This window comes from Azospirillum oleiclasticum, from assembly GCF_013423485.1.
Classification (GTDB): domain Bacteria; phylum Pseudomonadota; class Alphaproteobacteria; order Azospirillales; family Azospirillaceae; genus Azospirillum; species Azospirillum oleiclasticum.
The window spans coordinates 1-23,918 of record NZ_JABFFR010000017.1; the positions used below are offsets into that span (position 1 = coordinate 1).

17 protein-coding genes and 1 pseudogene are annotated in these 23,918 nt (G+C 69.0%); 7 read left to right on the plus strand and 11 right to left on the minus strand.

The genetic code is table 11. The annotated features are described in order from the left end of the window. Together HL658_RS18335 and HL658_RS18340 are read left to right on the plus strand one after the other, a co-directional pair. Positions 1–7,662 (plus strand): tandem-95 repeat protein (locus HL658_RS18335; protein ID WP_180287649.1); only part of this gene is annotated, 7,662 nt, incomplete at its 5' end. A 36-nt stretch (positions 7,663–7,698) separates the two neighbouring features. Further along, positions 7,699–9,123 (plus strand): efflux transporter outer membrane subunit, encoded by a 1,425-nt coding sequence (locus tag HL658_RS18340; RefSeq protein WP_180286066.1) that lies wholly within the window; start codon positions 7,699–7,701, stop codon positions 9,121–9,123. On the opposite strand, the gene HL658_RS18345 is transcribed toward HL658_RS18340, so the two are convergent. Beyond that, on the minus strand, positions 9,120–10,319 hold the full coding sequence (locus HL658_RS18345; protein WP_343055199.1) for an NAD-dependent epimerase/dehydratase family protein: 1,200 nt from the start codon (positions 10,317–10,319) through the stop codon (positions 9,120–9,122). The two genes, HL658_RS18340 and HL658_RS18345, sit on opposite strands and share 4 nt — an antisense overlap. A gap of 176 nt (positions 10,320–10,495) precedes the next feature. Between HL658_RS18345 and HL658_RS18350 the strand changes: the two genes are divergently transcribed. From HL658_RS18350 to HL658_RS18360, 3 genes are all read left to right on the plus strand, one after another. Then, the gene (locus HL658_RS18350) at positions 10,496–11,620 is read left to right on the plus strand and encodes an HlyD family secretion protein (RefSeq protein WP_180286068.1); all 1,125 of its coding nucleotides are present in this window, start codon (positions 10,496–10,498) and stop codon (positions 11,618–11,620) included. 43 nt (positions 11,621–11,663) lie between these two features. Beyond that, a complete protein-coding gene (locus HL658_RS18355; RefSeq protein WP_180286069.1) occupies positions 11,664–12,716 on the plus strand; it encodes a TackOD1 domain-containing metal-binding protein in 1,053 nt (350 codons plus the stop codon). Between the two features lie 102 nt (positions 12,717–12,818). Next, positions 12,819–13,154, plus strand: coding sequence for a hypothetical protein (locus HL658_RS18360; protein ID WP_180286070.1), 336 nt, complete (start codon positions 12,819–12,821; stop codon positions 13,152–13,154). 259 nt (positions 13,155–13,413) lie between these two features. Here the strand turns inward: HL658_RS18360 and HL658_RS18365 are convergent, their stop codons facing one another. From HL658_RS18365 to HL658_RS18405, 9 genes are all read right to left on the minus strand, one after another. Beyond that, positions 13,414–13,845, minus strand: a complete 432-nt coding sequence (locus HL658_RS18365) for an RES family NAD+ phosphorylase (RefSeq protein WP_180286071.1) — start codon at positions 13,843–13,845, stop codon at positions 13,414–13,416. Continuing rightward, on the minus strand, positions 13,845–14,276 hold the full coding sequence (gene parS / locus HL658_RS18370) for a type II RES/Xre toxin-antitoxin system antitoxin (RefSeq protein ID WP_180286072.1): 432 nt from the start codon (positions 14,274–14,276) through the stop codon (positions 13,845–13,847). Before parS ends, HL658_RS18365 begins: the two co-directional genes overlap by 1 nt. 276 nt (positions 14,277–14,552) lie before the next feature. Next, positions 14,553–15,839: a TRAP transporter large permease subunit gene (locus HL658_RS18375; RefSeq protein ID WP_180286073.1), complete on the minus strand. Its 1,287-nt coding sequence runs from the start codon at positions 15,837–15,839 to the stop codon at positions 14,553–14,555. Beyond that, positions 15,832–16,434, minus strand: coding sequence for a TRAP transporter small permease subunit (locus tag HL658_RS18380; RefSeq protein ID WP_180286074.1), 603 nt, complete (start codon positions 16,432–16,434; stop codon positions 15,832–15,834). Before HL658_RS18380 ends, HL658_RS18375 begins: the two co-directional genes overlap by 8 nt. A 45-nt stretch (positions 16,435–16,479) precedes the next feature. Next, on the minus strand, positions 16,480–17,592 hold the full coding sequence (locus HL658_RS18385; protein ID WP_180286075.1) for a TRAP transporter substrate-binding protein: 1,113 nt from the start codon (positions 17,590–17,592) through the stop codon (positions 16,480–16,482). A gap of 41 nt (positions 17,593–17,633) precedes the next feature. Beyond that, positions 17,634–18,719 (minus strand): maleylacetate reductase, encoded by a 1,086-nt coding sequence (locus HL658_RS18390; RefSeq protein WP_180286076.1) that lies wholly within the window; start codon positions 18,717–18,719, stop codon positions 17,634–17,636. Positions 18,720–18,786: 67 nt separating this feature from the next. Then, complete coding sequence (locus HL658_RS18395) at positions 18,787–20,007, minus strand: enolase C-terminal domain-like protein (protein WP_196242403.1); 1,221 nt, start codon at positions 20,005–20,007, stop codon at positions 18,787–18,789. A 7-nt stretch (positions 20,008–20,014) separates the two neighbouring features. Next, complete coding sequence (locus HL658_RS18400; RefSeq protein ID WP_180286077.1) at positions 20,015–21,004, minus strand: 2-hydroxyacid dehydrogenase; 990 nt, start codon at positions 21,002–21,004, stop codon at positions 20,015–20,017. Positions 21,005–21,102: 98 nt separating this feature from the next. After that, complete coding sequence (locus HL658_RS18405; protein WP_180286078.1) at positions 21,103–21,993, minus strand: LysR family transcriptional regulator; 891 nt, start codon at positions 21,991–21,993, stop codon at positions 21,103–21,105. Positions 21,994–22,090: 97 nt separating this feature from the next. Here HL658_RS18405 and HL658_RS18410 point away from each other — a divergent pair. Both HL658_RS18410 and HL658_RS36640 read left to right on the plus strand, forming a co-directional pair. Then, positions 22,091–22,561: pseudogene (locus HL658_RS18410) on the plus strand (ISKra4 family transposase); the annotation flags it as partial. A gap of 120 nt (positions 22,562–22,681) precedes the next feature. Next, positions 22,682–22,897, plus strand: a complete 216-nt coding sequence (locus tag HL658_RS36640; RefSeq protein WP_211109787.1) for a hypothetical protein — start codon at positions 22,682–22,684, stop codon at positions 22,895–22,897. Between the two features lie 78 nt (positions 22,898–22,975). Here HL658_RS36640 and HL658_RS18420 read toward each other — a convergent pair whose 3' ends face one another. After that, a complete protein-coding gene (locus HL658_RS18420) occupies positions 22,976–23,884 on the minus strand; it encodes a beta-keto acid cleavage family enzyme (RefSeq protein WP_180286080.1) in 909 nt (302 codons plus the stop codon). Positions 23,885–23,918 lie beyond the last annotated feature (34 nt).

The following is a 23,918-nucleotide window of genomic DNA, read 5'->3' on the forward strand; positions in this document are numbered from 1 at the left end:
GTCACCATCACCGGTGTTCCGGATGGCGCAACCCTGTCCGCCGGCACCGACAATGGCGACGGGAGCTGGACGCTGGCGCCGGCCGACCTGGACGGCCTCACCATCACCCCGCCGGCGAACTTCGCCGGGGACATCGCCGTGTCGGTCACCGCGACCGCTCGCGAGTCCAATGGCGACACCGCGACCCGCACCGCCGCCCTGACCGTGACGGTGACGCCGGTCGCCGACGCGCCGCTGCTCACGGCCGCCGACGCGGCCGGTGCCGAGGACAGCGCCATCGCGCTGGACCTGTCGGCCGCGCTGACCGACACCGACGGGTCGGAGGTTCTGTCCGTCACCATTTCCGGCCTTCCCGACGGGGCCACGCTGTCCGCCGGCACCGACAATGGCGACGGAAGCTGGACCCTGGCGCCGGTCGACCTTGACGGCCTCACCATCACCCCGCCGGCGAACGCCAGCGGCGCCTTCGCCCTGACGGTCACCGCGACCTCGACCGAGGCGGGTGGCGGCACGGCAACGACAACGGCGCCGGTCACCGTGACGGTGACGCCGGTCGCCGACGCGCCGCTGCTCACGGCCGCCGACGCGGCCGGTGCCGAGGACAGCGCCATCACGCTGGACCTGTCGGCCGCGCTGACCGACACCGACGGCTCGGAGACGCTGTCCGTCACCGTGTCCGGCCTGCCCGATGGGGCGACGCTGTCGGCGGGAACCGACAACGGCGACGGAAGCTGGACTCTGACCGCGAGCGAGCTGGATGGGTTGACCATCACCCCGCCGGCGAACTTCGCGGGCGAGATCGCGCTGACCGTCACGGCGACCAGCGTGGAGAGCGACGGGACCACGGCAACGAGCACGGCGGCCTTCGCGGTGGCGGTGGCGGGGGTTGCCGATACCCCGGTCCTGACGGTTGTGGACTCTGCCGGCGTCGAGGACACGGCCATCGCGCTGGACCTGTCGGCGGCGCTGACCGACACCGACGGGTCGGAGACGTTGTCGGTGACGGTGTCCGGCCTTCCCGACGGGGCCACGCTGTCCGCCGGCACCGACAACGGCGATGGCAGCTGGACACTGACGCCGGATCAGCTCGACGGGCTGACGATCACCCCGCCGGCCGGATTCGCTGGCGCGATGGGCCTCACGGTAACCGCCACCGCCGCGGAAGCCGGCGGTGGCGTCGCGACGAGCAGCACCGCCTTGACGGTCACGGTCGCGGCGGTGGCGGATGCGCCTTCGCTTGCTGTCGCAGAGACGACGGGCGTCGAGGACACGGCCATTCCGCTGGACATCGTCGCGACGCTCGGCGATCCGGACGGGTCCGAGACCCTGTCGGTCACGATCGGCGGAGTCCCGGCGGGCGCCACCCTGTCGGCCGGAACCGACAACGGCGACGGGTCCTGGACGCTGGGGGCCGACGATCTGGCTGGGCTGACGCTGACCCCACCGCAGGATTTCAGCGGCGCACTCGACCTGACCGTCACCGCCACGGCCCGCGAGGCGACCGGTGATACGGCCGTTGTCGCGCGCACCCTCACGGTGACGGTGACCCCGGCGGCGGACGCTCCGGTACTCGCGGTGACCAATGCCTCCGGCGCCGAGGACGGCGCCATCGCGTTGGATCTGTCCGCCGCGCTGACCGACACCGACGGGTCGGAAACGCTGTCCTTGACCGTGTCCGGCCTGCCCGACGGTGCGAGCCTGTCGGCCGGTACGGACAATGGCGACGGAAGCTGGACGCTCGCGCCCACCGATCTTGACGGCTTGACGGTAACGCCGCCGGCGAATTTCAGCGGTGGGATGGCGCTGACCGTGGCGGCGACCAGCCGCGAGGCCAGCGGCGCCACCGCGACGACCACAGCGGTGCTGACCGTCACGGTGGCGCCGGTGGCTGACGCGCCGGTGCTCGTGGTGACCGACGCCGTCGGCGCCGAGGATACCGCCATAGCGTTGGATCTGTCGGCCGCGCTGACCGACACCGACGGGTCCGAGACGTTGTCGGTGACGGTATCCGGTCTGCCCGACGGTGCCACGCTGTCTGCGGGAACCGACAACGGGGATGGAAGCTGGACGCTCCAGGCTGCCGATCTGGACGGGTTGACCCTGACTCCGCCGCTTGATCACAGCGGCTCGATCGCGCTGACCGTCACGGCGGCGAGCCTCGAACGTGACGGCTCCACAGCAACCACGACCGCAAGCCTTACGGTCGCGGTCGAAGCGGTGGCCGACGCGCCCGGCCTGTTCGTGTCGGACGCCGCCGGCGTCGAGGACGAGGCGATCGCGCTCGACATCCATGCGGTCCTTGGTGACATGGACGGGTCCGAAGCCCTCTCCGTCACCGTGTCGGGCGTGCCGCAGGGTGCGTCGCTGTCGGCCGGTACCGATCTTGGCGACGGCGTCTGGGCGATCCCCGTTGACGCGCTGGATGGGCTGGCCATCACCCCGCCGGCCGACTTCAGCGGTGCCTTGATGCTGACGGTGACCGCCACCAGCACCGAGGAGAACGGCGACCGTTCCTCCAGCACGGCGTCGATCACCGTTCAGGTCGCCGGTGCCGCCGACGCGCCGGTGTTGGATGTGACCGACGCCACCGGCGCCGAGGACACCGCGATCGCGCTGCCCATCGCCGCCGGCCTGTTCGACGATGACGGATCGGAGACGTTGTCCGTCACCATTTCCGGCGTTCCGGCGGGCGCTTCCCTGTCGGCCGGCACCGACAACGGCGACGGCACCTGGACGCTGTCGGCAGCGGAACTCGACGGGCTGACGCTGGCGCCACCGCCCAACGTCAGCGGCACCTTCACGCTCACCGTGTCCGCCGTCTCCACGGAGGGTGGCTCCAGCGCCGCCAGCACGGCGGCCCTGACGGTGACCGTGACGCCGGTGGCCGACGCGCCGGCGCTCTCTGGCGCCGACGTTGCCGGCAACGAGGATTCGGCCATCGCCCTGGACCTGTCGGCGGCACTGACCGATCTGGACGGCTCGGAAACCCTGTCGGTGACGGTCGCCGGCCTGCCGGACGGCAGCACCCTGTCGGCCGGCACCGCCAATGGCGATGGAAGCTGGACGCTGTCGGCGGCCGATCTGGACGGACTGACCCTGACACCCCCCGCCGGCCACGCCGGTGTGCTGGCCCTGTCGGTCACCGCGACCAGCACGGAACGCGACGGGACGCAGGCAACCTCCGCTGCGACGGTCACCGTGACCGTGGCCGCCGTCGCCGACGCTCCGGCACTCGCCGTCGGCGATTCGTCGGGTGACGAGGACGCCGCCATCGCGCTGGACATAGCCGCCGCGCTGACCGACCTCGACGGCTCGGAGACCCTGACCATCACCGTGTCCGACCTGCCCGACGGCGCCAGCCTGTCGGCCGGCATCGACAACGGCGACGGAAGCTGGACGCTCACGCCCGACGATCTGGACGGACTGAAGGTCACCCCGCCGGCAAACTTCAGCGGCGCGATGGCGCTGACGGTGACCGCGACCAGCCGCGAGGCGGCCGGCGGCACGGCCACCAGCACGGCCGCCCTGACCGTGACCGTCACCCCGGTCGCCGACACGCCGACCCTGACCGGCAGCGACGCGTCGGGCACCGAGGACACTGGCATCCCGCTGGTCCTCTCGGCGGCGCTGACCGACACGGATGGGTCGGAAACCCTGTCCGTCACCATCTCCGGTCTGCCGGAGGGGGCCAGCCTGTCGGCCGGCATCGACAACGGCGACGGAAGCTGGACACTCACGCCCGACGATCTGGACGGGCTGACACTCACCCCGCCGGCCGACTTCGCGGGCGACCTGGCGCTGACGGTCACCGCAACGAGCCGTGAAGCCGATGGAGCGACCACCAGCAGCACGGCCGGCATGGCCGTCACCATCGCCGCGGTCGCCGACACCCCGACGTTGACGGTCACGGACGCGGCGGGCGACGAGGACACGGCCATCGACCTGGACGTGACGGCCGTGCTGGGCGATCTCGACGGGTCGGAAACGCTGTCGGTCATCATCGGCGGCGTTCCTGCGGGCGCGGTCCTCTCGGGCGGCACCGACAACGGCGACGGCAGCTGGACGCTGGGCGCCGCCGACCTGGGCGGCCTGACCATCACGCCGCCGGCGGACTTCAACGGCGATCTGCAACTCTCCGTCACCGCCGTCGCCACCGAGGCGAACGGCGATCGCGCAGAGACGGCGACCGCGACGCTGACCGTCTCCGTCGCCCCGGTGGCGGATGGTCCGCAGCTCACCGTCGAGCCGGCCTTCGGCGACGAGGACAGCGCCATCCGGCTGGACATCAGCGTTGTCGCGCCGAACGGCTCCGACGACATGCTGACCGTCGCCGTCAGCGGCCTGCCGGAAGGCTCGACCCTCACCCGCACCGACGGCCCGGACGGCGGCTGGTACTTCACGCCGCCCGCGAACTTCAGCGGTGAGATCGCGCTGACAGTCACCGCCATGACCACTGGTCTGGACGGGGTGACCTACGCGGTCGAACAGCCGCTGACGGTCACCGTCGCCCCGGTCGCCGACGCGCCCACGCTGGGCGTCGCCGATGCGTCGGGCAGCGTCAACGCCCCGGTGGCGCTTGACATCGCCGCGGCGCTGACGGACCTGGACGGGTCGGAGAGCCTGTCCGTCGTCGTCGGCGGCGTGCCTGCCGGTGCCACACTTTCGGCCGGCACCGACAATGGCGACGGCACCTGGACCCTGACCGCGGAGAATCTCGCCGGCCTGACGCTGACGCCTCCGCTGAACATGGTTGGTGACATCGCCCTGACCGTTACGGCAACGGCCAGCGAGGCCGGCGGCGGCACGGCGTCGGTCGCGGCATCGATGACGGTCACGCTCGACGATGGGCCGACCCGCATCGTGGTCAGCAACGGTGTGTCCGCCGACGGCTCGCAGGACCGCACCGACTTCTTCACCCTGCCATATGCGGGCGTCGACAGCCGGCGGACGGTCGACGGCACCGCCATGCAGATCGCCGGCGTCGCCGCGACGGCCACCGTGTCGGTGGCGCGCGACGCGTCCGACAACCCCACGGTCACGGCCGACCTCGGGTTCGGCAGCGTGCGCAATGTCTACGTCGAAGGCGAAGGGGGCGGCCGCGTCACCACCCAGGACTTCGTCAGCAGCGACGTGACGCTGGGCGACGGCGGCAACTCCACCGTGGTTGCCACGGGCGGCCTGTCGGCCGCCATCGACACCGGCAACGGCGACGACCGGATCGAGTTCACCAGCGCCACCCAGGCGGTCGCCGGCAGCGGTGCCGCGGGCGTGGTGCGCGTGCGGTCCGGAGCCGGCAACGACACGGTGCTGGTCACGGCCCAGACCGGAGTCGCCGTCGCGGCGGCCATCGAGGCGGGTGACGGCGACGATGTGGTCACCATCAGCAACCGCTCCGCCGATGTGATCGACGGTGGCGACGGCAACGACACGCTGTCGGGTGGTGGCGGCGACGACACCATCATCGGCGGCGCCGGAAACGACGTCCTGAGCGGTGGCGCCGGGGGTGGCGATGTGCTGCTGGGCGGCGCTGGAAACGACACGTTGCGCGATTCCGATGGTGTCGTCACCGCCGATGGCGGCGAGGGCGACGACAGCTTCGTGCTCGACGTCTCCGTCGCCGCCGCGGATCCGGACGTCCAGCGGCTCATCCGCGGCGGTGCCGGGGCCGATCTGATGACGCTGAGCAGCTCGCTCGGCACGCTGGCCCTGCGCATCCTGGGTGACGGTGATACCGCCGCCCCGGACGACGGCGCGGACAACATCACGCTCACGGGCATCTACGCCACGGCCGAGGTGATTCTCGGCAACGGAGCCGACTTCTATCAGGGCGACAATTCCGGAAGCAGCACCACCACCATGCTGATCGACCTGGTCAGCGGCGGTGACGGGGACGACGAGATCCGCACTGGCGGCGGCAACGACGTCGTCTATGGCGATGAGGGCAACGACCGCATCTTCGGCGGCTTCGGCGACGATCGGCTGTACGGCGGCGTCGGCAACGACGACTTGTGGGGCAATGGCGGCAACGACACGCTGTCGGGCGATGCCGGCGACGACACGCTGCGCGGCTTCGACGGCAACGACACGCTGGCCGGCGGTGACGGCAACGACACGCTCTATGGCGAGGCGCACAACGACACGCTCGACGGCGGCGCCGGAGATGACACCCTGATCGGCGACACCGGGAATGACCGGCTCGACGGTGGTGCCGGCTCTCTCGACCGGCTGGATGGTGGCGCCGGCAGCGACGAACTGGTCGATGCAGACGGCGTGCAGGAAGCGCTTGGCGGCTCCGGAAGCGACAGCATCACCGTGACCTTCACCAGCGACGGCGGTCGCGCCGATCTGGTGCGCACCCTGTCCGGCGGCGACGGCATCGACACCATCACGGCGGTCAGCCAGGACGCGGACCTCCGTTTCCAGCTCGATGGCGACGACGGGGTGGACGAGGCTGGCGACAACGCCGACACGGTGCGGCTCTCCGGCCCCTACACGGTCGCCCAGGTCCGGCTCGGCGGCGGCAACGACACCTACACCGCGGATGCCGCGGACAGCGCGACCCTGATGGTGGACAATGTGTCGGGCGGGTCGGGTGACGACACGATCAACCTGGGCGGCGGCCACGACATCGCCGACGGCGGCACCGGAAACGACAAGCTGTACGGCGGTGCCGGGCGCGACACGCTGGCCGGCGGCGCCGGTGACGACCAGCTCTACGGTGATGCGGGCAATGACGCCTTGGACGGCGGGGTGGGGCTGTTCGACCAGTTGTTCGGCGGTGCGGCGCAGGACACCCTGACCGACGCCGATGGTGTCCTGGTTGCCGACGGCGGAGCCGGTAACGACGTGATGACCATCACCTACACCGACGACGGCGCACTGCTCGACCCGCGCCGCGTGCTGGGCGGCGATGGTCTCGATACGATCACCGTCACCAGCCGCGATTCCGATCTATCCTTCGTGGTCTACGGTGACTACGACGGTGAGACGACGGGTGACAAGGCGGATGTCGTGAACATGGTTGGCACTTACCGTGCCGCGGAGGTGCGGCTCGGTGGCGGCAACGACACCTACCAGGGGGACAACGAGGGAGCCGGCGGCGGACGGGTCGACACCGTCTACGGCGGCACCGGCGACGATACCATCCGCATGGGCGGTGGCAACGACATCGGCTATGGCGAGGCGGGCAACGACCGCGTCTCCGGCGGCGACGGCGATGATCTGGTTTATGGCCAGGATGGCGACGACCTGCTGTGGGGCAATCTCGGCAACGACCGCGTCGAGGGCGACGTCGGCAACGATACGCTGTGGGGCAACGAGGGCAACGACACGCTCGACGGTGGGGCTGGTGACGACATCCTCTATGGCGGCGATGACGCCGACCGCATCACCGGCGGAACCGGGAACGACACCATGACCGGCGGCACCGCGGAGGACATCTTCGTGTTCCGCCGCGGCGACGGGTTCGACATCATCCAGGACTTCGGGGCCGGTCCGGACAAACTCGACTTCACCGCTTTCGGTTTCGCATCGGCCAACGACGTGTTGGCCCACGCCATCGAGACTGTGGACGGGTTGCTGATCCAGATCGATGAAGACCAGTCCATCCAGCTCTCGGGCCTCACCGCCCGTCAGCTCGCCGCCACCTCGCTCATCATCTGAATGCCGCGCCGGGGTTCCGCTGTCCGCCCGTCCGGGATGGGACCGGCCCTGGCGCTCGCCGGCTCGCTGCTGACGGCGTCCTGTACGGTAGGGCCGGACTACACGTCACCGGCGGTGGACATGCCCGCCGCGTTCGGTGGCATCACCGGAACCGGGTCGGGCGGGGCCGCCACACCCGTGGATGCCGCCGTGCAGAACGCGTGGTGGGCCGGATTGCAGGCGCCGGTGCTGACGGACCTCGTGACGCGGGCCGCGGATCGGAACCTGACGGTGGCGGCGGCGCGGGCCCGCGTCCGCGAAGCGCGGGCCTTGCGCCGTGCGGCCGGTGCCGCGTTCGACCCGCGGCTGGATGCGGCTGCCGGCGTGCGCACCGGCCGCACCAGCAAGACCGTGGATTCGAACGACACGGGTGGGAACAGCGATTTCCACAGCGTCGGCTTCGATGCCGCGTGGGAGATCGACCTGTTCGGCGGTGGCTGGCGCACGGCCGAGGCCGCCACCGCGCGATACGAGGTGGCGATCGAGGAGGCGCGCGGTGTGCTCATCACCGTGATGGCGGAGGTCGCGCGCAATTACGTGGAACTTTGCGCCGCGCAACGCCGGATGGTTCTGGCGGAGTCCACCATCGCGATGCGTCAGCGGCTGGCCGAACGCGTGCGCAACCGCTATCGCGCCGGCCTTGCCGTCGAATACGACGTCGCGGGCAGCGAGGCGCAGCTGGAGCGCAGCCGCGCGCAGGTGCCGAAGCTGCGCGCCCAGATCCGTGCTGCGGCGCACCGCATCGCGGTGCTGACCGGTGACAATCCGTCCAACCTGGTGGAACGGCTGACGGCGGAGCAGCCACCTCCGGCCGCACCGGACCTGGTGCCGGTCGGGCTGCCGTCCGACCTGCTGCAGCGCCGCCCTGACCTGCGGCGGGCCGAGCGGGCGGTGCACGCGGCGACCGCCGAGGTCGGCGTGGCCACGGCGGACCTGTTCCCGCGCGTCTCGCTGACCGGCAGCGTCGGCTTGCGCAGCGGCTCCTTCACCGACCTGTTCCAGGCGGCCAGCGGAGCCTGGTCCTTCGGTCCCTCGATCACCATCCCGCTGTTCAATCAGGGACGCCTTCAGGCGCTGGTGGACGCGGCCGGTGCGCGGGCCGAGGCGTCGGTGGCCGAGTACCGGCAAGCGGTCCTGATCGCGCTGGAGGAGGTGGAGAACGAGCTTGTCCGCCATGCCCAGGAGCAGATCCGCAGCCGCGACCTGCGGCAGGCCGTGGCCCGTTCACGCCGGGCGCTGGAGCTGGCGACCGACCTCTACGACCGGGGGCTGAAGGATATCGTGAACGTGTTGTCGGCGCAGCGCGAGGCGAACGAGGCCGAGGAGGCCCTGATCGCCAGCGAAACCGCGGCCATGCTCCATCTCGTCGCCTTGTACAAGGCGCTGGGAGGGGGCTGGGCCCCCTCCGACCTGATGGGCTAAGGCGTGCCGGACGGCGTGTTCCAGCGCACCCGCGGCAGGATCCGGCCGACGTCGATGCGGTCCTTGTGGCACGCGACCATCTCGAGCATCGCCGTGAGCGCGTCCGCGTCGAGCCGGTGGGGGTCCAGTCCCAGTCCGAGGAGCCCGTCATGAACGGCGACGTAGCGGTGTTCCTCCAGTTCACGGCGGGGATTGTCGATGTGCTGGACACGCACGTCGAGACCGAGGCGCGTCCCCGCTTCCTGGACGCGTTCGGCGATTTCGCGGATCGAGAAAATCTCCGTGAACTGGTTGAAGATGCGCAGCTCCCCGGCCGCCGCTGGATTGAGGATCGACAGCTCGACGCAACGCAGCGTGTCGCGGATGTTGATGTAGCCGCGTTTCTGCCCGCCCCGCCCGTAGATGGTCAGCGGCATGCCGATCACCGCCTGCACGAGGAAGCGGTTGATCACCGTGCCGAAGATGTCGTCGTAATGGAAGTTCGGCACCAGGCCGGGATGCAGGTCGGCCTCCGCCGTGGACAGCCCGTAGACCGGCCCCTGCATCAGATCCGTCACGCGGAGCCCATAGAGCCGGCAGTGAAAGGACAGCAGGTCGGTGTCCATGATCTTGGTGGTGTGATAGAGCGATCCGCCGGCGCGCGGGTACAGGAAGCGGTCCGAACGTCCCTTGTGCTCGATGGTGATCCAGCCCTCCTCGATGTCGATGTTCGGGGTGCCATACTCCCCCATGGTGCCGAGCTTGACGATGTGGCAGTCGGGGGCGTGCGTGAGCACCGCCCACGCGACGTTGAAGGTCGAGCGGAGGTTGTTCTCGAGCGTCAGGCGCGCTTCCGCCTCGCCGCGCATGGAAAAGGGTGCGGACGGCTGCTCGGCGTAGTGGACCAGCGCATCCGGGCACAGGTCGCGGATCAGAGCGGACAGCCGCTCGCCGTCGGTGCAATCGAAGAGGTGGACGGCGATCCGCCGGCCGTTGATGGTGTGGAACAGGTCGGCCCGCTCCTCCAGGTCGCCGGTGGGGATCAGGGCTTCCGACCGCGTCTCCGCTGCCAGCCTGCGGCGGAGATAGTTGTCCACAACGTGGACTTCATGGCCTTTCGCGGCCATGTGCATCGCCGTCGGCCATCCCAGATACCCATCTCCACCAAGAATTACAACTTTCATTGCATCGTGTCCACTGCGCGGTCCGGCGGGCATTTCTCAATGAGATAAGTCTTTAGTATATTTTAGTAGATCGCGTCCAATCCTCCTGGTGACAATGCATAGCATCGGTTGCGGGACAGTCGAATTTTCTCGCCGTTGAACTTTGAGGCTGCGCATCCGTGAGGCTCAGACGACGAACCGCCGGGATCTCAACGCGCCAACAGGCGCTGTTGCTGCGCCAGACCCAACCGAGCCGACCCGTAAGCGTCTGGCAGCAGCGCCTTGGACCGTTGTTGCCGCATCTGCGGCGCTTCTATGGCTGGGTGAAGCGCTGGCTGTTCGTCATCCTGATCACCCTCTTTGTCGGGTGGGTCACGCTGATGGACGAGCTGCGGGTCGTGGCGCTGGGCGCCATCGATGCATCGGTGGTCAGGGTCGCGGCCGCCTTCCCCGCCCAGATCCAGTCCGTGGCAGTGACCTGCGATGCCCGCGTCGAGGCGGGCATGGTGTTGGCCGTGGTCCGCAATGAGATCATGCTCCAGCAGTACCGGACGGACTTCGCCCGCGTGGAGGCGGAGTTCAACCAGGCTCGCAGCGCCTATGATGCGCGCGTGGCTGCCGTGGACGAATCGGCCAGCGCCGCCCAGCACGAGCATCGCGCGGCCATCAAGGTGCGCGAGAACGTGGGTCTTCTCCGCAGCGCCATGGAGCCGCTCTGGCAGAAGCGACAGATCACCCTGACCGAGTGGTTGGAGATCGACAACAGTTGGCTCAAGGCCACATCCACCGAAGCAGCCGCCGAGGCGAACGTCCGCAGCCGCCAGGCCGAGGCCCGCAAGACGAGGCTGGAGATGCAGGAGCAGATCGCCGGGCTGCAGGCCCGGCTGACGGAAATCGGCAAGCTGGTCGAGATCAGCGGCCATCACGAGCTGCTGGCGGAGACGTCCGGAGTGATCACCGGATGCGAACGGCGGCCCGGCGAGGTGGTGGCATCCGGGGAGCCGATCCTGGAAATCCAGCAGTCCGGTACGCCGTCGGTGATTGCCTATGTCGCGGCGTCCGACATGGACCGTGTGCAGGCCGGCATGGCCGGGCTGGTGTACCTGGCGACCGAGCCGGAGCCCCTGTCGGCCAGGGTCGAGAAGCTTCCGGTCCAGGTCGGCCGCCTCCCCGGCCGCTTGAAGCGGTATTTCTGGCAGGGGCAGGAATGGCAACAGTATGCGCCCGTGCGGCTGGCCCTCGGCGGGTTGCCGGCGGATACGGCGGCGCGGCTTCGCAACAACGAGCGGGTCGACATCCTCTTCGAGATGTATCCCCGGCTCCACATCCCGGTGTCGATCCTCAATGTCTTCTGACCGCCAGACCGGCCGGCCGATCCGCCTCGCCGACGATGCGACCTTGGGATCGGCGCGCGAGACGGAGTTCCTGGTCACTCTGGGCGGGCGCCGACCGCGCGAGCGGCGGCTTGCCCTGCTGATTCTCGTGCAGTTCCGCGGCGGCCAGATCATGCCCAACTGGGCGATGGACCGGCAGGACGGCATCGCCTATTGGCCCACCCTGCCCGAGCGCGTGCAGGAGTTGCTTGTGGGCGACATGGAGCATCTGGCGGCCAACGATTATCTCGAACGCCTGCACTTCGACCGGGTCCATCGCTGCCCGGGTTGCGGCGGCCATCTGCTGAACATCCGGGAGGTGTGTGTCGAATGCGGGTCCTCGAACATCGAGAACCTGCCCGTGCTGCACCATTTCCGTTGCGGCTACGTTGCGCCGATCGGCGAGTTCGAGAGCAAGGGACGAGGCCGCAGCTGCCCGAAATGCGGCCACAGCATGCGCAATCTCGGCACCGATCACGAGATCGTCGGCGAGCAGGTCCGGTGTCGCAGCTGTGCCATCAGCTTCGATGAACCGAACGTCGAGGCTGCCTGCTTCCGCTGCGGTCGCAAGACGCCGGTGGACCAGTGCGTCACCATGGACATCTGGGGCTATCGGCTGACCACTCTGGGGCACGCGGCGGCAAAGGCAGGCCGGCTGTTCGAGGAGGAGGACGAGCGACTGTTCGAGCCGGGCGCCACGATCTACCGGCGCAGCGTGTTCCTGAAGATGCTCCGCGATGATTTCCGGATCAACCAGCGTTACGGGATCCCAGTCTCCGTCATCGCGCTCCGGCTGATTTACGAATCTGCGGACGTGCGCTCCGCGGCCGAGCGCACGGTGGTGGAGGTCTTGTTGGAAACCCTGCGCAACGTCGATCAGATCGGCCGGTTCGATGAAGGGGTTCTGGTGGTGAAGTTGCCGGCGACCGATCGCGACGGGGCGGAAGTGGTGCGGAGCCGGCTGGCCGCGGCCGTCGACGCCATCGCCGGCGTGGACGTCAGGGCGAGCCACGTGGTCATCTCCGACGACGTCAGCGTGGAGGCCGACATAGCCCGGGCGATCTCCGCACCGAAATGAGTCGGATCATGGTCCATATATGTCGCGATACGCTGCGGATTCCTGCAAGGAGTCGCTTGATGAACGTCTTGCAATTCGCGTAAAATGTTTGCCGACAGATGAATGGCCTATGGTCTTGGGCGGATGGCTGGCAACGCAAACACCGGGGCGAGCGGAGCCTATTACCTCATGATGCACGGCAAGAGCATCGGGCCGCTCAAGCCGTTGCACGTGAAGAAGCTGTACGAGGCCGGCATGATCACGCACAGCACACCGGTGCGCGAGCATGGCCTCGGTGACATCCGTTGTCTCTGCCATCACCGGCGGCTCGCGTCCCACATCTGGGGCGCCCGTGCCCCCCTCGTCGCGCTCCGTGGCTCCGTCGAGGAGTACCGGGCAAGACCGGTCTTCGGCATTGCAGCCACCCTCCTGGCCGGATTGCTTGCCGGAGTGGGGTGATCGGATCGCCGCATGTTCGAGGCGGACTCCTGTGGTGCAGGCGCCCGGGGGGCCATCGGCGGAACAGCCAAGCCTTGTAACAAGCCCGAGGCTGCTGCCCGGCATTACGAGGACATTCCCACACCTTGGAGTCTGTCTGATTTAGACGGAAGCATATCCGGCATGTCGGATGTATACGGCTGGAGGCCCGCCACGAGGCCGGGCTGCGGATTCCCTTCTGCTGAATTGGCCGGAACCGCGTGGCGCACCGGATCGGCGATCAATCAGCTCCCCACAGCCGCGGGTCGAAAGCGAAGTGCCGCTCGCCGACGATCCGCGCCCCGACTGCCGCCGGGTGGGCCGGGTTCAGAAGGCGGTTGGCGCTTTCCGGCACGATCGCCGACGGCACCTCCAGCACCGGCGTGCGTCGTTCGGTCAGCCAGCGGTCACCGAAGGCGCGCGGATCCTCCGGCAGGGCGGCCACCGTCTCCACCGCCAGCCCATCCAGGTCTATCTCCAGCAGCACGTAGTCCTCCGGGATCAGGTCCACCGGCAGGTCGAGATGGACGCGCACCTCCAGCACCGCCAGCGCCGCCGACGACGCGGCGTACACCAGCGGGCGGCCCGGCGCGTTCCAGCGGCCGCCATAAAGCCGGGCGCCCTCGCCCGACAGGTCGGCGAAAGGCGCGCGGCACAGCCGCCATGCCCGCATCAGGCGGCGATCCCGTGCGCGATCCGGCCGAGCAGCGTTTCCACCTCGCGGGCACCCTCGTCGGTGTCCAGCAGGTCGAGCGGGCGCTCGCCACCGAGCGCCGTGGTGGGCCGGCGCAGCCACGCCGCCGCCTTGGGCTGCGCCCCGAAGGTGTCCTCCGCCAGCGCCACGACGCGCGCCACCCGCATCAGCCGGTCCGACTGCTCGGGCGTCAGCGAGCCGACCTTGCGGCGGTTGGCCAGCGTCTTGCGCGGCAGCACGACGCGGTCGACCTCGCCGGCAGTCAGCCGGCCGCTGTCGAGCAGGTGCTGGACCACCGCGACCGGCAGCCCGTCGCGCACGGCCCTCACCAGATCGAGACCGTGCCGGATGTCGCGCCCCACCACCGGGGCGCCGCCGACGACCGCGATGGTCCGTGCGGGATCGATCATACCATGCCTCCCCAGGATTGTCCGGCCAAACGCACGCCAAGTATGGGCGTTCGGCCGGTCGCGCGCAAGGTGGGCATGGTGCCGTTGAGGGCACGGCCGACCACCACGCCGGCCACCGCCAGCCCGAACACCATCAGCGGGTGTGATGAACCGTACCGAGTTTCCTGGAGGCCCCGTTTCCTGAGAGGATGAGGGCACCGCGACGTCGCCGAGCACGCGTCTGCCGATCCTGCCGAGGCGGAGGAGGCGCACCGCGCGGCGGACTTACGGCAGGGCCTAGCCCGCCAAAACGCTTGGCAGCCAGAGCGCGATGCCGGGGAAGGCGACCAGCAGCAGCGCCATCAGAAGCATGGTGACGACGAAGGGTGCCGCCCCGTAGATGACGTCCTTGATGTTGCCCGACTGGCGCGTGCTCTGCACGACGAACAGGTTGATGCCGATCGGCGGGGTCAGCAGGGCGGTCTCCAGCAGGATCATCATCAACACGCCGAACCACACCTTGTCGATCCCGGCGGCGGCGATCGCCGGTATTACCAGCGGCACCGTGGCGATCAGCATGGACAGCGATTCCATGAACATGCCGAGCACCAGGAAGAAGACGATGGCGGTCATGATCAGCATGGTCGGCGACAGGCCGGACTGTGCGAACAGGTCGGTGACGATCTGCGACAGGCCGATGGAGCTCAGCACGAAGTTCAGAAGGAACGCGGCCACGACGATCAGCAGGATCATGGCCGTCGTGCCGACGGTCGCCTCCCCGGCGTCCAGCAGCATGCCGAATGACAGCCGCCGGCGGAAGGCCGCCAGGACGATGGCCATCAGCACACCCAGCGCCGCCGATTCCGTCGGCGTCGCCCAGCCCGCGTAGATCGCCCCGATCACCGCGGTGAAGATCAGCAGCGGCGGCAGCAGATCCGGCAGCACGGCGAGACGGGTGCCCCAGGAGGACGGCACCGGTGCGCCGCCCCACTTGGGCCGCAGCAGCGTGGCGACCAGCACCGTGACCGAGAACAGGGCGGCCAGCAGCAGGCCGGGGATCAGCGCCGCCAGGTAGAGCTGCGGGATCGAGGTCTCGGTCAGCACGCCATAGATGATCAGCGGGATCGACGGCGGGATCAGGATGCCGAGCGCTCCGCCGGCGGCGATGGTGCCGAGGAACAGCGGCTCGTTGTAGCCGTACCGCCTGACCAGCGGGTTGGCGATCGTGCCCAGCGTCGCCGCGCAGGCGACGCTGGAGCCGCTCATCGCCGCGAACACGGTGGAGAAGCCGACATTCGCGTGCATCAACCCGCCCGGCAGCCGGGACAGCCATTGGGCGATGGCGTGGTACATGCGCTCGCTGATCCCGCTGCGCAGCAGGATCTCGCCGAGCAGGATGTAGAGCGGGATGGCGAACAGGTTGAACTCCGCCGAGGTGCCCCAGGCCAGCTCGCCGAAGGCGAACCACAGCGGCATCGGCGAGTACAGGTTGGACAGGATCAGGGCGAGGAAGATCAACCCCGCCGCCACCGGCACGCCGAGGGCGAGGATGGCCAGCAGCAGGCCGACGGACAGGTTAAGCACGGGCACCTCCGACGCCGGACGATTCGACGACCGACTTCTGTTCTTCCAGATCCTCCGTGGCCGTCCTGGTCCCGACCAGCTCCAGCGCCGCCCGCCGCTCGCCGCGGAGCAGCAGGCGGACCGCCTGCACCAGCAGCACCACCGCCGTCAGCGTCAGGAACGCCAAGCCGGCCAGCCAGATGCCCTGCGGCACGGCCAGCGGCGCGGCCAGCGGGGTCATCGAGCGGGAGTCGAGCGCGAAGGAGCGGGCGAAGGTCCCCCAGCCCATCCAGGCCAGCACCCCGCTGGCGATGGCGAAGGTCGCCATCGCGAACAGGTCGAGCGCGATCGACAGCGGGCGGGGAAGCAGGGCCTGCACGGTGTCGATGCGGATGTGCGCCCGCTTGAGGAGCGTCAGCGACGCTCCCCAGGCCGACACCGCCGCCAGCGCGTATCCGGCCAGCTCGCCGACGCCGCCGGACAGCAGGGTGGCGTTGAGGAACTGTCTCGCCAGGATGTCGGCACTGATGAGAAGCGCCATCAGCACGACCAGAAGACCCGAGGCGCGCGCGACGAACCTCGCGACCGTCCAAACGTGTTGCGTCACAGAGTCCATGATCGGCATTCCGAAAGCGGCTGCGGGACCGGGGCGAACGCCCCGTCAGATCTTGTCGAGCGGGATGGACAGGCCGACGGCCTTGCCGACGGTGTCGTTCCATTTGGTGGCGCAGGCCTTGCCGCAGCGCTTGCCCCACTGCACCAGCACCACCTCCTGCGAGATCTTGCGCAGGAGCGTGCGGTCCTCGTCGCCCACCGCGACCAGCTCCATCCCGGCCTTCTTACCGAGCGTGCAAGGGTCCTTGCCGGTGTTGCAGCTCACCCCTTCCGCGTGCGCCTGCGCGGCGATCGTCCACAGCCGCTCGTTCAAGTCCGCGAATTTGGCCTCCAGGAATTTCTGCAGCTCGGGGCTGTACTTCTTCCAGGAGTTGAGGTTGGCCGACTGGTAGTAGATGGACCAGTTGACCGGCAGCGGGAACAGGTACTTGGTCACCTCCGACCAGCCGGCGGTGTTGCCGGTCAGGCTGCCGGTGATGGCGCAATCGAAGACGCCGCGCTGAAGGCTCGGCACGACCTCGCCGAAGGGGGTGGTGATCGGGGTGCCGCCCAGCGTGGTCACCATGTCGGCCATGGTGCGGCTGTTCACGCGGACCTTCTTGCCGGCGAAATCCGCCAGATTCTTCACCGGGCTGCGGCACCAGAAGACGAGGCCGGGGTTGGGAGCGAGGCCCAGAAGCTTGGTCTGGAACTTGCGCTCCATGGCTTCGGCCACCACCGGCGCCCAGGCGTCGCACGCCTTGCGCGCGGTCGGCAGGTCGGGGGCGATGCCGATCAGGTCGCAACCCTCGAACACCGGGTCGTCGCCGGCCAGCTTGACGATGTCGGTCGATGCGAAGTCGGCGACGCCCGCCTCCGACAGCCGGATCATCTGCTGCTCGCGGATGCCCATGATGTCGTAGTTGTTGTAGGTCACCGTGATGCGGCCGCCGGAATCCGCCGGGATTTCCTGGGTCCAGAAAGGCTTTTCGACCTTTTGCACCTGGACCTGGCTGCTGAAGTTGCCGATGACGCGGATGGACGTCTCCGGCAGGGTCTGCGCCGATGCCGGCAGCGTGAACGCCGCCAGGGCCGCGCCGACCGACAGGGCCAGCAGGCGCCGGGCGCGCGGTGCCCGGCCGGAGCCGGGGGTGTGGGTGTCGGTGCGTGTCGCTCGCATGGTTGTTTCCTCCCTCTTTCTGAACGGTATCGTCGCCGCGGTCAGGCGCGGCCGCCGGCCGGGCGCCGGCCTTCCAGGGCCGCCTCCAGGATCCCGCGCACCGCGTCCACGGTCACCGGTCCCGGGTTGCTGCCGTTGTCCGTCTCCACGGTGATGCGGGCCGCCTCCGCGACGGCGTCGCCGGAGAAGCCGACCTCGCCCAGCCGGGTTGGCAGGCCCGACGCCACCATGGTGTCGAAGATCGCCGCGCCGACGTCGGACACCCCCATCGCCGCCGCTACGCGGCCCATCGCCTCGGGCGCGAAGGGCGTGTTGTAGGCCGCCACATGCGGCAGCACCAGGGCGTGCGACAGGCCGTGCGCAACCCCGTAGGTGCCGCCCAGCACATGCGCCACCCCATGCTGGAGCGCGAAGCCGCCGGTCAGCGCGGCGCCGGCGAGGTAGGCGCCGTACAGGAGATCGCCGCGCGCCTCGACGGACCCGGGCTGGCGCGCCACGCGCGGCAGCGCATCGACGATCACCCGCGCCCCTTCCACCGCCGCCTGCACGATCACCGGGCTGGCGGTCGGCACATAGATCACGTCGATGCAGTGGGCCAGGGCGTTCATGGCGCTGGCGGCGCTGACGGCGACCGGCAGCGAGAGCGAGAGGGTGGGGTCGTAGACCACCGTGCTCGCCAGCATGCGCAGGCTCTTGTGCATGCGCTTCACGCCGTCGATGGTGATGCCGCAGAAGCCGGTCATCTCCGAGCCGGAGTAGGTCGTGGGCACCGCCACGATGGGCAGCCCCAGCTCCAGCGCGATGGCCTTGCCGAGCCCGATGGAGGCGCCGCCGCCGACGCTGACGAGGCAGTCGGCCCCCATCTCCGTCGCGCGGGCCTGGCCGCGGCGGGCCAGCTCGATGGGCACCTGGGACACCGCTTCCGGCAGCAGGCCGATGCAGCGGTCGCCGAGCCGCTCCACGACGCGGGCGGCCATGGCGCCGCGGCCGGGCGTCGACACGACCAGGGCGCGGCATCCGCCGAGGCGCGCCACCTCGGCGTCGATCCGGTCGGCCGTCCCGGCGCCGAACACCACGCGCGGTGGGACGGCGTTGTAGACATCGCCGGGGGTTTCGAACTGTCGCATGGCTGTTCCTTGGTAATCGGGGCTTGGCGATCGGGCCTTCGGGCTGCGGGTGGGTTCGAGGGACGGCTCACCAGTCGACGATGGTGCCGTCGGGCAGCACGGCGGACATCGCGTGCATGACCTCGGGCTTGAAGGGGTGCTTGGCGGCCTCCGCCTCGTTCACCTCGATGCCGAAGCCGGCGACCTCCGGCACCTCCCAATGGCTGCCGGTGCGGCGGATGGGGGTCTGCACCACGTCGTCGTACCAGGGGACCGCGCCGCTCATCTCCTCCTGGATCACGAAGTTCGGGGTGGACACGTCGAAGTGCAGCGCCGCCACCCCGGCCAGAGGGCCGTTGGGGTTGTGCGGCGCGATGCCGATCAGCGCGGCCTCGGCGGCGGCGGCGATGCGCTTGCCTTCCAGCAGGCCGCCGGTATGGTTCAGGTCGGGCTGGGCGATGTGCAGCGCCCGCTTCTCGAACACCGGCAGGAACTCCTTCAGCCCGACCAGCCGCTCGCCGGACGCTATGGGGCATTCCGCCCGTTCGGCGATCTGGCGCAGGGCCTCGGTCTCGCCGGGCTGCACCGGCTCCTCGCAGAACATCGGGCGGTAGGGCTCCAGCTCGCGGATGAAGCCCAGCGCGGCGGCGCTGGAGGCCGGGCGGCCGTGGAAGTCGATCATGATGTCGACGCCGTCGCCCACCGTGTCGCGCAGCGCCTGCATCATCCGGCCAACATGGCGCCGGGCGGGGATGGCGCTGGTGTAGGCGCCGTAGGGGATGAAGACGACCTTCAGCGCGTCGTAGCCCTTCTCCACCACCGCGGCCGCCCGCTCCTTCAGCGAGCCGACGTCGAAGGTCTCGTAGACCGAGCGCATGTCGCCGAGGCCGAGATGGGTGTAGACGCGCACGCGCTCGCGCACCTTGCCGCCCAGCAGGCGCCAGACCGGCAGGCCGACGCTCTTGCCGAAGATGTCCCACAGCGCGTGCTCGATGCCGCTGATCGCGGTCACCCCGACCATGCCGAGGTTGTAGTAGCTGAACTTGTTCATCGCGCGGGCGCACTGCTCGATGTCGCGCGGGTCGCGGCCGAGCAGGATCGGCTCCAGATCCTCGACGGCGCCGGTGACCGCCCGCGTCTTCCAGTTCAGGCTCGCCTCGCCCCAGCCGTACAGGCCGGGCTGGTCGGTCAGCACCTTCACGAAGATCCAGTTGCGCATCTCGGCGTTGACCACGATGGTCTTCACGCCGGTGATGCGGATCGGCGTGCCGGTGGTCCGCGGGGCGATGTCCTCGGTGTCCCGGATCATGAAACGACTACTCCCTGCTTTCGGAAAGGGGCGCGCGCACCATGTTCAGCAGCGGTTCGCCCGACCGCAGCCGGTCGATGTTCCGCGCGATGAACGCGTAGCGCCGTTGCGGCAACTGGCTGGTCCAGGCCGACGAGTGCGGCGTGCAGACGGCGTTGGGAAGCTCCTCGAACGGGAACCGCGCCGGCGGCACCCGGTCGGTCCCGCCGGTCGGGTAGCCATACCAGACATCGAGGTAGGCCCCGCCGATCAGCCGGCGCGACAGCGCGTTGTACAGCGCCTCCTCATCGACGATCGGCGCGCGGGAGACGTTGATGAGCACGGCCGTCGGCTTCATGGCGCGGAGCTGGCCGGCGCCGATCAGGCTGCGGGTCTCCGCGGTCAGAGGGCAGGCAATCACCAGGTAATCGGCCACCGCCAGCACCTGTCCGAGCTGCGCCGGCGGCAGCACCGCATCGGCCAGCCCGCCGCCGTCGCCCGCCATCTGATCGACCGCCAGGATGCGCATGCCGAAGGCGCGGGCACGTTGTGCGATGGTGCGGCCGATGCGGCCGATGCCGACGACGCCAAGGGTCCGGCCGTGGATCTCGCCATGCGGCACCCGTGCCCGGTAGGTGTCGGACCAGCTGTCCGTCGCGAAGGAGCGGCGCAGCTCGTCCGGGCGGATTTCCCAGTTCAGCATGGCCGCGGTGACGAATTCGGCGATGGGAATCTCATGCTCGAAGACGTTGCACACGGTGCAGCCGCCCGGCAGCGACCCCAGGTCGATGCCGTCGAGACCGGCGCCCGGCACGTGCAGAAGGCGGAAATCGGGGGCGGTGCCGCCGGTGCGGGAAAAACGCAGCGAGATCACCACGTCGTTCGCCCCGATCTCCGTGTCGAACTGCGGCGACTGCGCGGCTTCGCGCGGCAGGGAAATGATCGGCAAGGGCGCGCTCAGATGGGCGGCAAGCTTGTCCTTGTGATTGGCGGCTTCGCCGATCATGAACACTTTCATTGGCGTGGTCCTCCGTAGAACGGACGATAGGACGGGCCAATTGAACAGGTCCAACTATTTATCGTGATTGTTTGAAAAGCAGAACTTATCACTGCCGGTCAGGTGACGCTCCGGCCCACTTCCGTCGCCACGTCGAGAAAGGTTCGGATGGCGGGGGAGCTGTCGTCGCTCTGATAGGCGACGCCCAGCGTCAGATGCGGCGCCGGCCCGTCCAGCGGGCGGTAGACGACGCCCGGCCGGTCGAACTGCTGGAGCCGCGACGCGATCAGCCCGATGCCGAAATTGGCGGCGGCGAGCGCGATGATCGACTGCGCCGGCGAGGCTTCCAGGATCACCTCGGGGCTGAAACCGGCCTGCTGGCAGAGCGCGACGATCTCGTCGTAGAGGCTGGGACCGATCACCCGCGGGAAGATGATGAAACGCTCGCGCGACAGTTCCTCCAGCCTGAGCACCGGGTGTGCGGCCAAAGGGTTCAGGTCGGACAGGACGATGTTGAAGCGCATGCTGGTGATCAGGTGCGAGGACAGCGAGCGGTCGTCGAGCGGCGGGTGGAAGATTCCGACGTCGATGCTGCCGGAACGCAGCGCCGCCTCCTGCTCCGAGGTGGTCATGACCTGGACATTGACGCCGAAGTTGGGCAGCGCCAGGCGGAACCGGTGCATGATCTCGGGGAACACGATGTAGAGAGCGGGGGCGGTCACGGCGACGGAGAGCCGCCCGATCTCCCCCCGGTCCGTCTGTCGGGCCAGATGGGCGGCGTGCTCCATCTGCCGCAGGATGCGGCGCGCCTCGTGCTGGAAAACCTCCCCGGCCCGCGTCAGGGAGACCCGGCGTTTGTTGCGGTGGACGAGCTGGACCTGAAGCTCGGCTTCGAGCTGCTGCAGCTGCTGGCTCAAGGCGGGCTGGGTCATGTGGCAGCGCGCGGCGGCGCGGTGGAAGTGAAGCTCCTCGCACAGCGCGACGAAGGATTGCAGGCGTCGTCGATCCATGAGCGAGTGATAAGGCCTTCTTATCGCAAGCTCAAGGCCACGCCGCCGCAGCTTGGCGGCCATCCGGCTGGGGCGGGCCGTACCGGGCAGACAGACTGTAGCGCATCACAACGCCGAGGAGGCGGAGGCGATCCAGACCCGCCTGGACCGCATGAAGTGGCGGCTGTGGCACGGCGACGTCCGCGAAGCGCTGATCCGGATCGAGGATTTGGTCGAGGATCTTGCCGAGTTGGAGAGTGGCTACCTCAACCTGGCTCGTTTCGCGAAGGCAAAGACCGAGTTCGCCACCTACATCCGGAACAACCTCTCCATCATCCCGCACTATGGCGAGCGTCGGCCCAACGATGAGCCGATCTCCACGGCCTTCGTGGAATCCACTGTCAACGTCGTGGTCGGCAAGCGCTTTGCCAAGAAGCGGCAGATGCAATGGACAAAGCTCGGCGCCAATCGGCTGGTGCAAATCCGCACCCGGACCCTCGACGGCACCCTGCGCGACACCTTCACGGCATGGTACCCGGCCATGGCCACCAACGCCTCCTCAGCCCCGGTCACCGTGAACGCCGCCTGACCGCCCCACACTTCTGCATGCTCTCCCCGCAGGCGGCGATGCACAGGGTGGCGTGGTGGTGGAATCCCCGCCAGCCCCGGCCCTCGTGGTGATCCTTCAGCAGAACCTCCCACCGCGCAAATGGCGGAGGTGATCCTGTGGGCGGTGTGCTGGTATCTGCAGTTCCCGATCAGCTACCGCGACCTCGAACGCATGCTGGAAGAGTATTTCCTGCGGACGCTGTCGATCTCGCGCGGCGGCACGATGGTCATCGTCCTGACTCCGATCAGCATCGGTCTGCTGGCGCTTTCGGCGATCATCCTGGCGGCGTCCGTGCTCCCCAGCATCGGCCGGTAGCGCGAGACCATCTTTGTCGAATAAAGGCCTGCGTCGTGTGGACGGCCCCGGACGCCAAGGTGTCCGGGGCCGTCGGCCCTACAGCCCGAGCGTCTGCCGCGCCTCCGCCGGGGTGGCCATCTCGATGCGGAACTCCCGGAGGATGCGGCCCATCTTCTCGACCTGCGCGGCGTTGGAAGGGAAGGGCACGCCGGGGAATTCGAACAGGTTGTCCTCCTGGCCGACGCGCACATGGGTGCCCATCAGGGCACCCTGCACCGCCGCCCGGATGTTGCCGGTCCCGGTACCATGGATGAACAGCACGGCGTCGTTGCCGAACAGCCGCTCGGTGGTGCGCTTCATGTGAAGCAGGTGGTCGATGTCGGACGGGATGCCGCCCAGGATGCCGGTGAGGAACTGGATGATCAGCGGCCGCTTGACCGTCTTCCGGCGCAGGTGATGCTCCAGAATGTAGAGGTGGCCGACGTCATAGCACTCGAACTCCATGCCGATGTCGTGGTCGATCAGCATGTCCATCATGCGGTCGATCTTGGCGAAGCTGTTGGAGGTGATGATGTCGTAGCTCTTCGGGCCGAAGGCCTCGCGTTCCCACGCCGTGTCGAAGCTGCTGATGCCCTGGTTCTCCGCCTTGCGGAACAGGCCGTAGTTCATCGAGCCGACGATGACGGTGGCGATTTCCGGCCGCAGGTCGATCACCGCCTCCAGCCGCTCCTCCGCGGTGGAGCCGAGCGAGGCCGACATGTTGATGACGGCGTCGGTCTCCTCCCGGATCCGCGGCACGAACTCCCGCCAGGTCGCGATGGCGTTGGTCGGCCGCCCATCCGTCTCGCGGGCGTGCAGGTGGACGATGGCTGCCCCCGCCTTGATGGCCGCGATCGACTGGTCGGCGATCTCCTGGCCGGTCACCGGCAGGGCTTTCGACATCGAGGGTGTGAGCGACGCGCCGGTGATCGCGCAGGTGACGATGGTCTTGGTGTTGGTCGTCATCGGTTTTCTTTCGTCGGAGGGGATGTGGATGGAT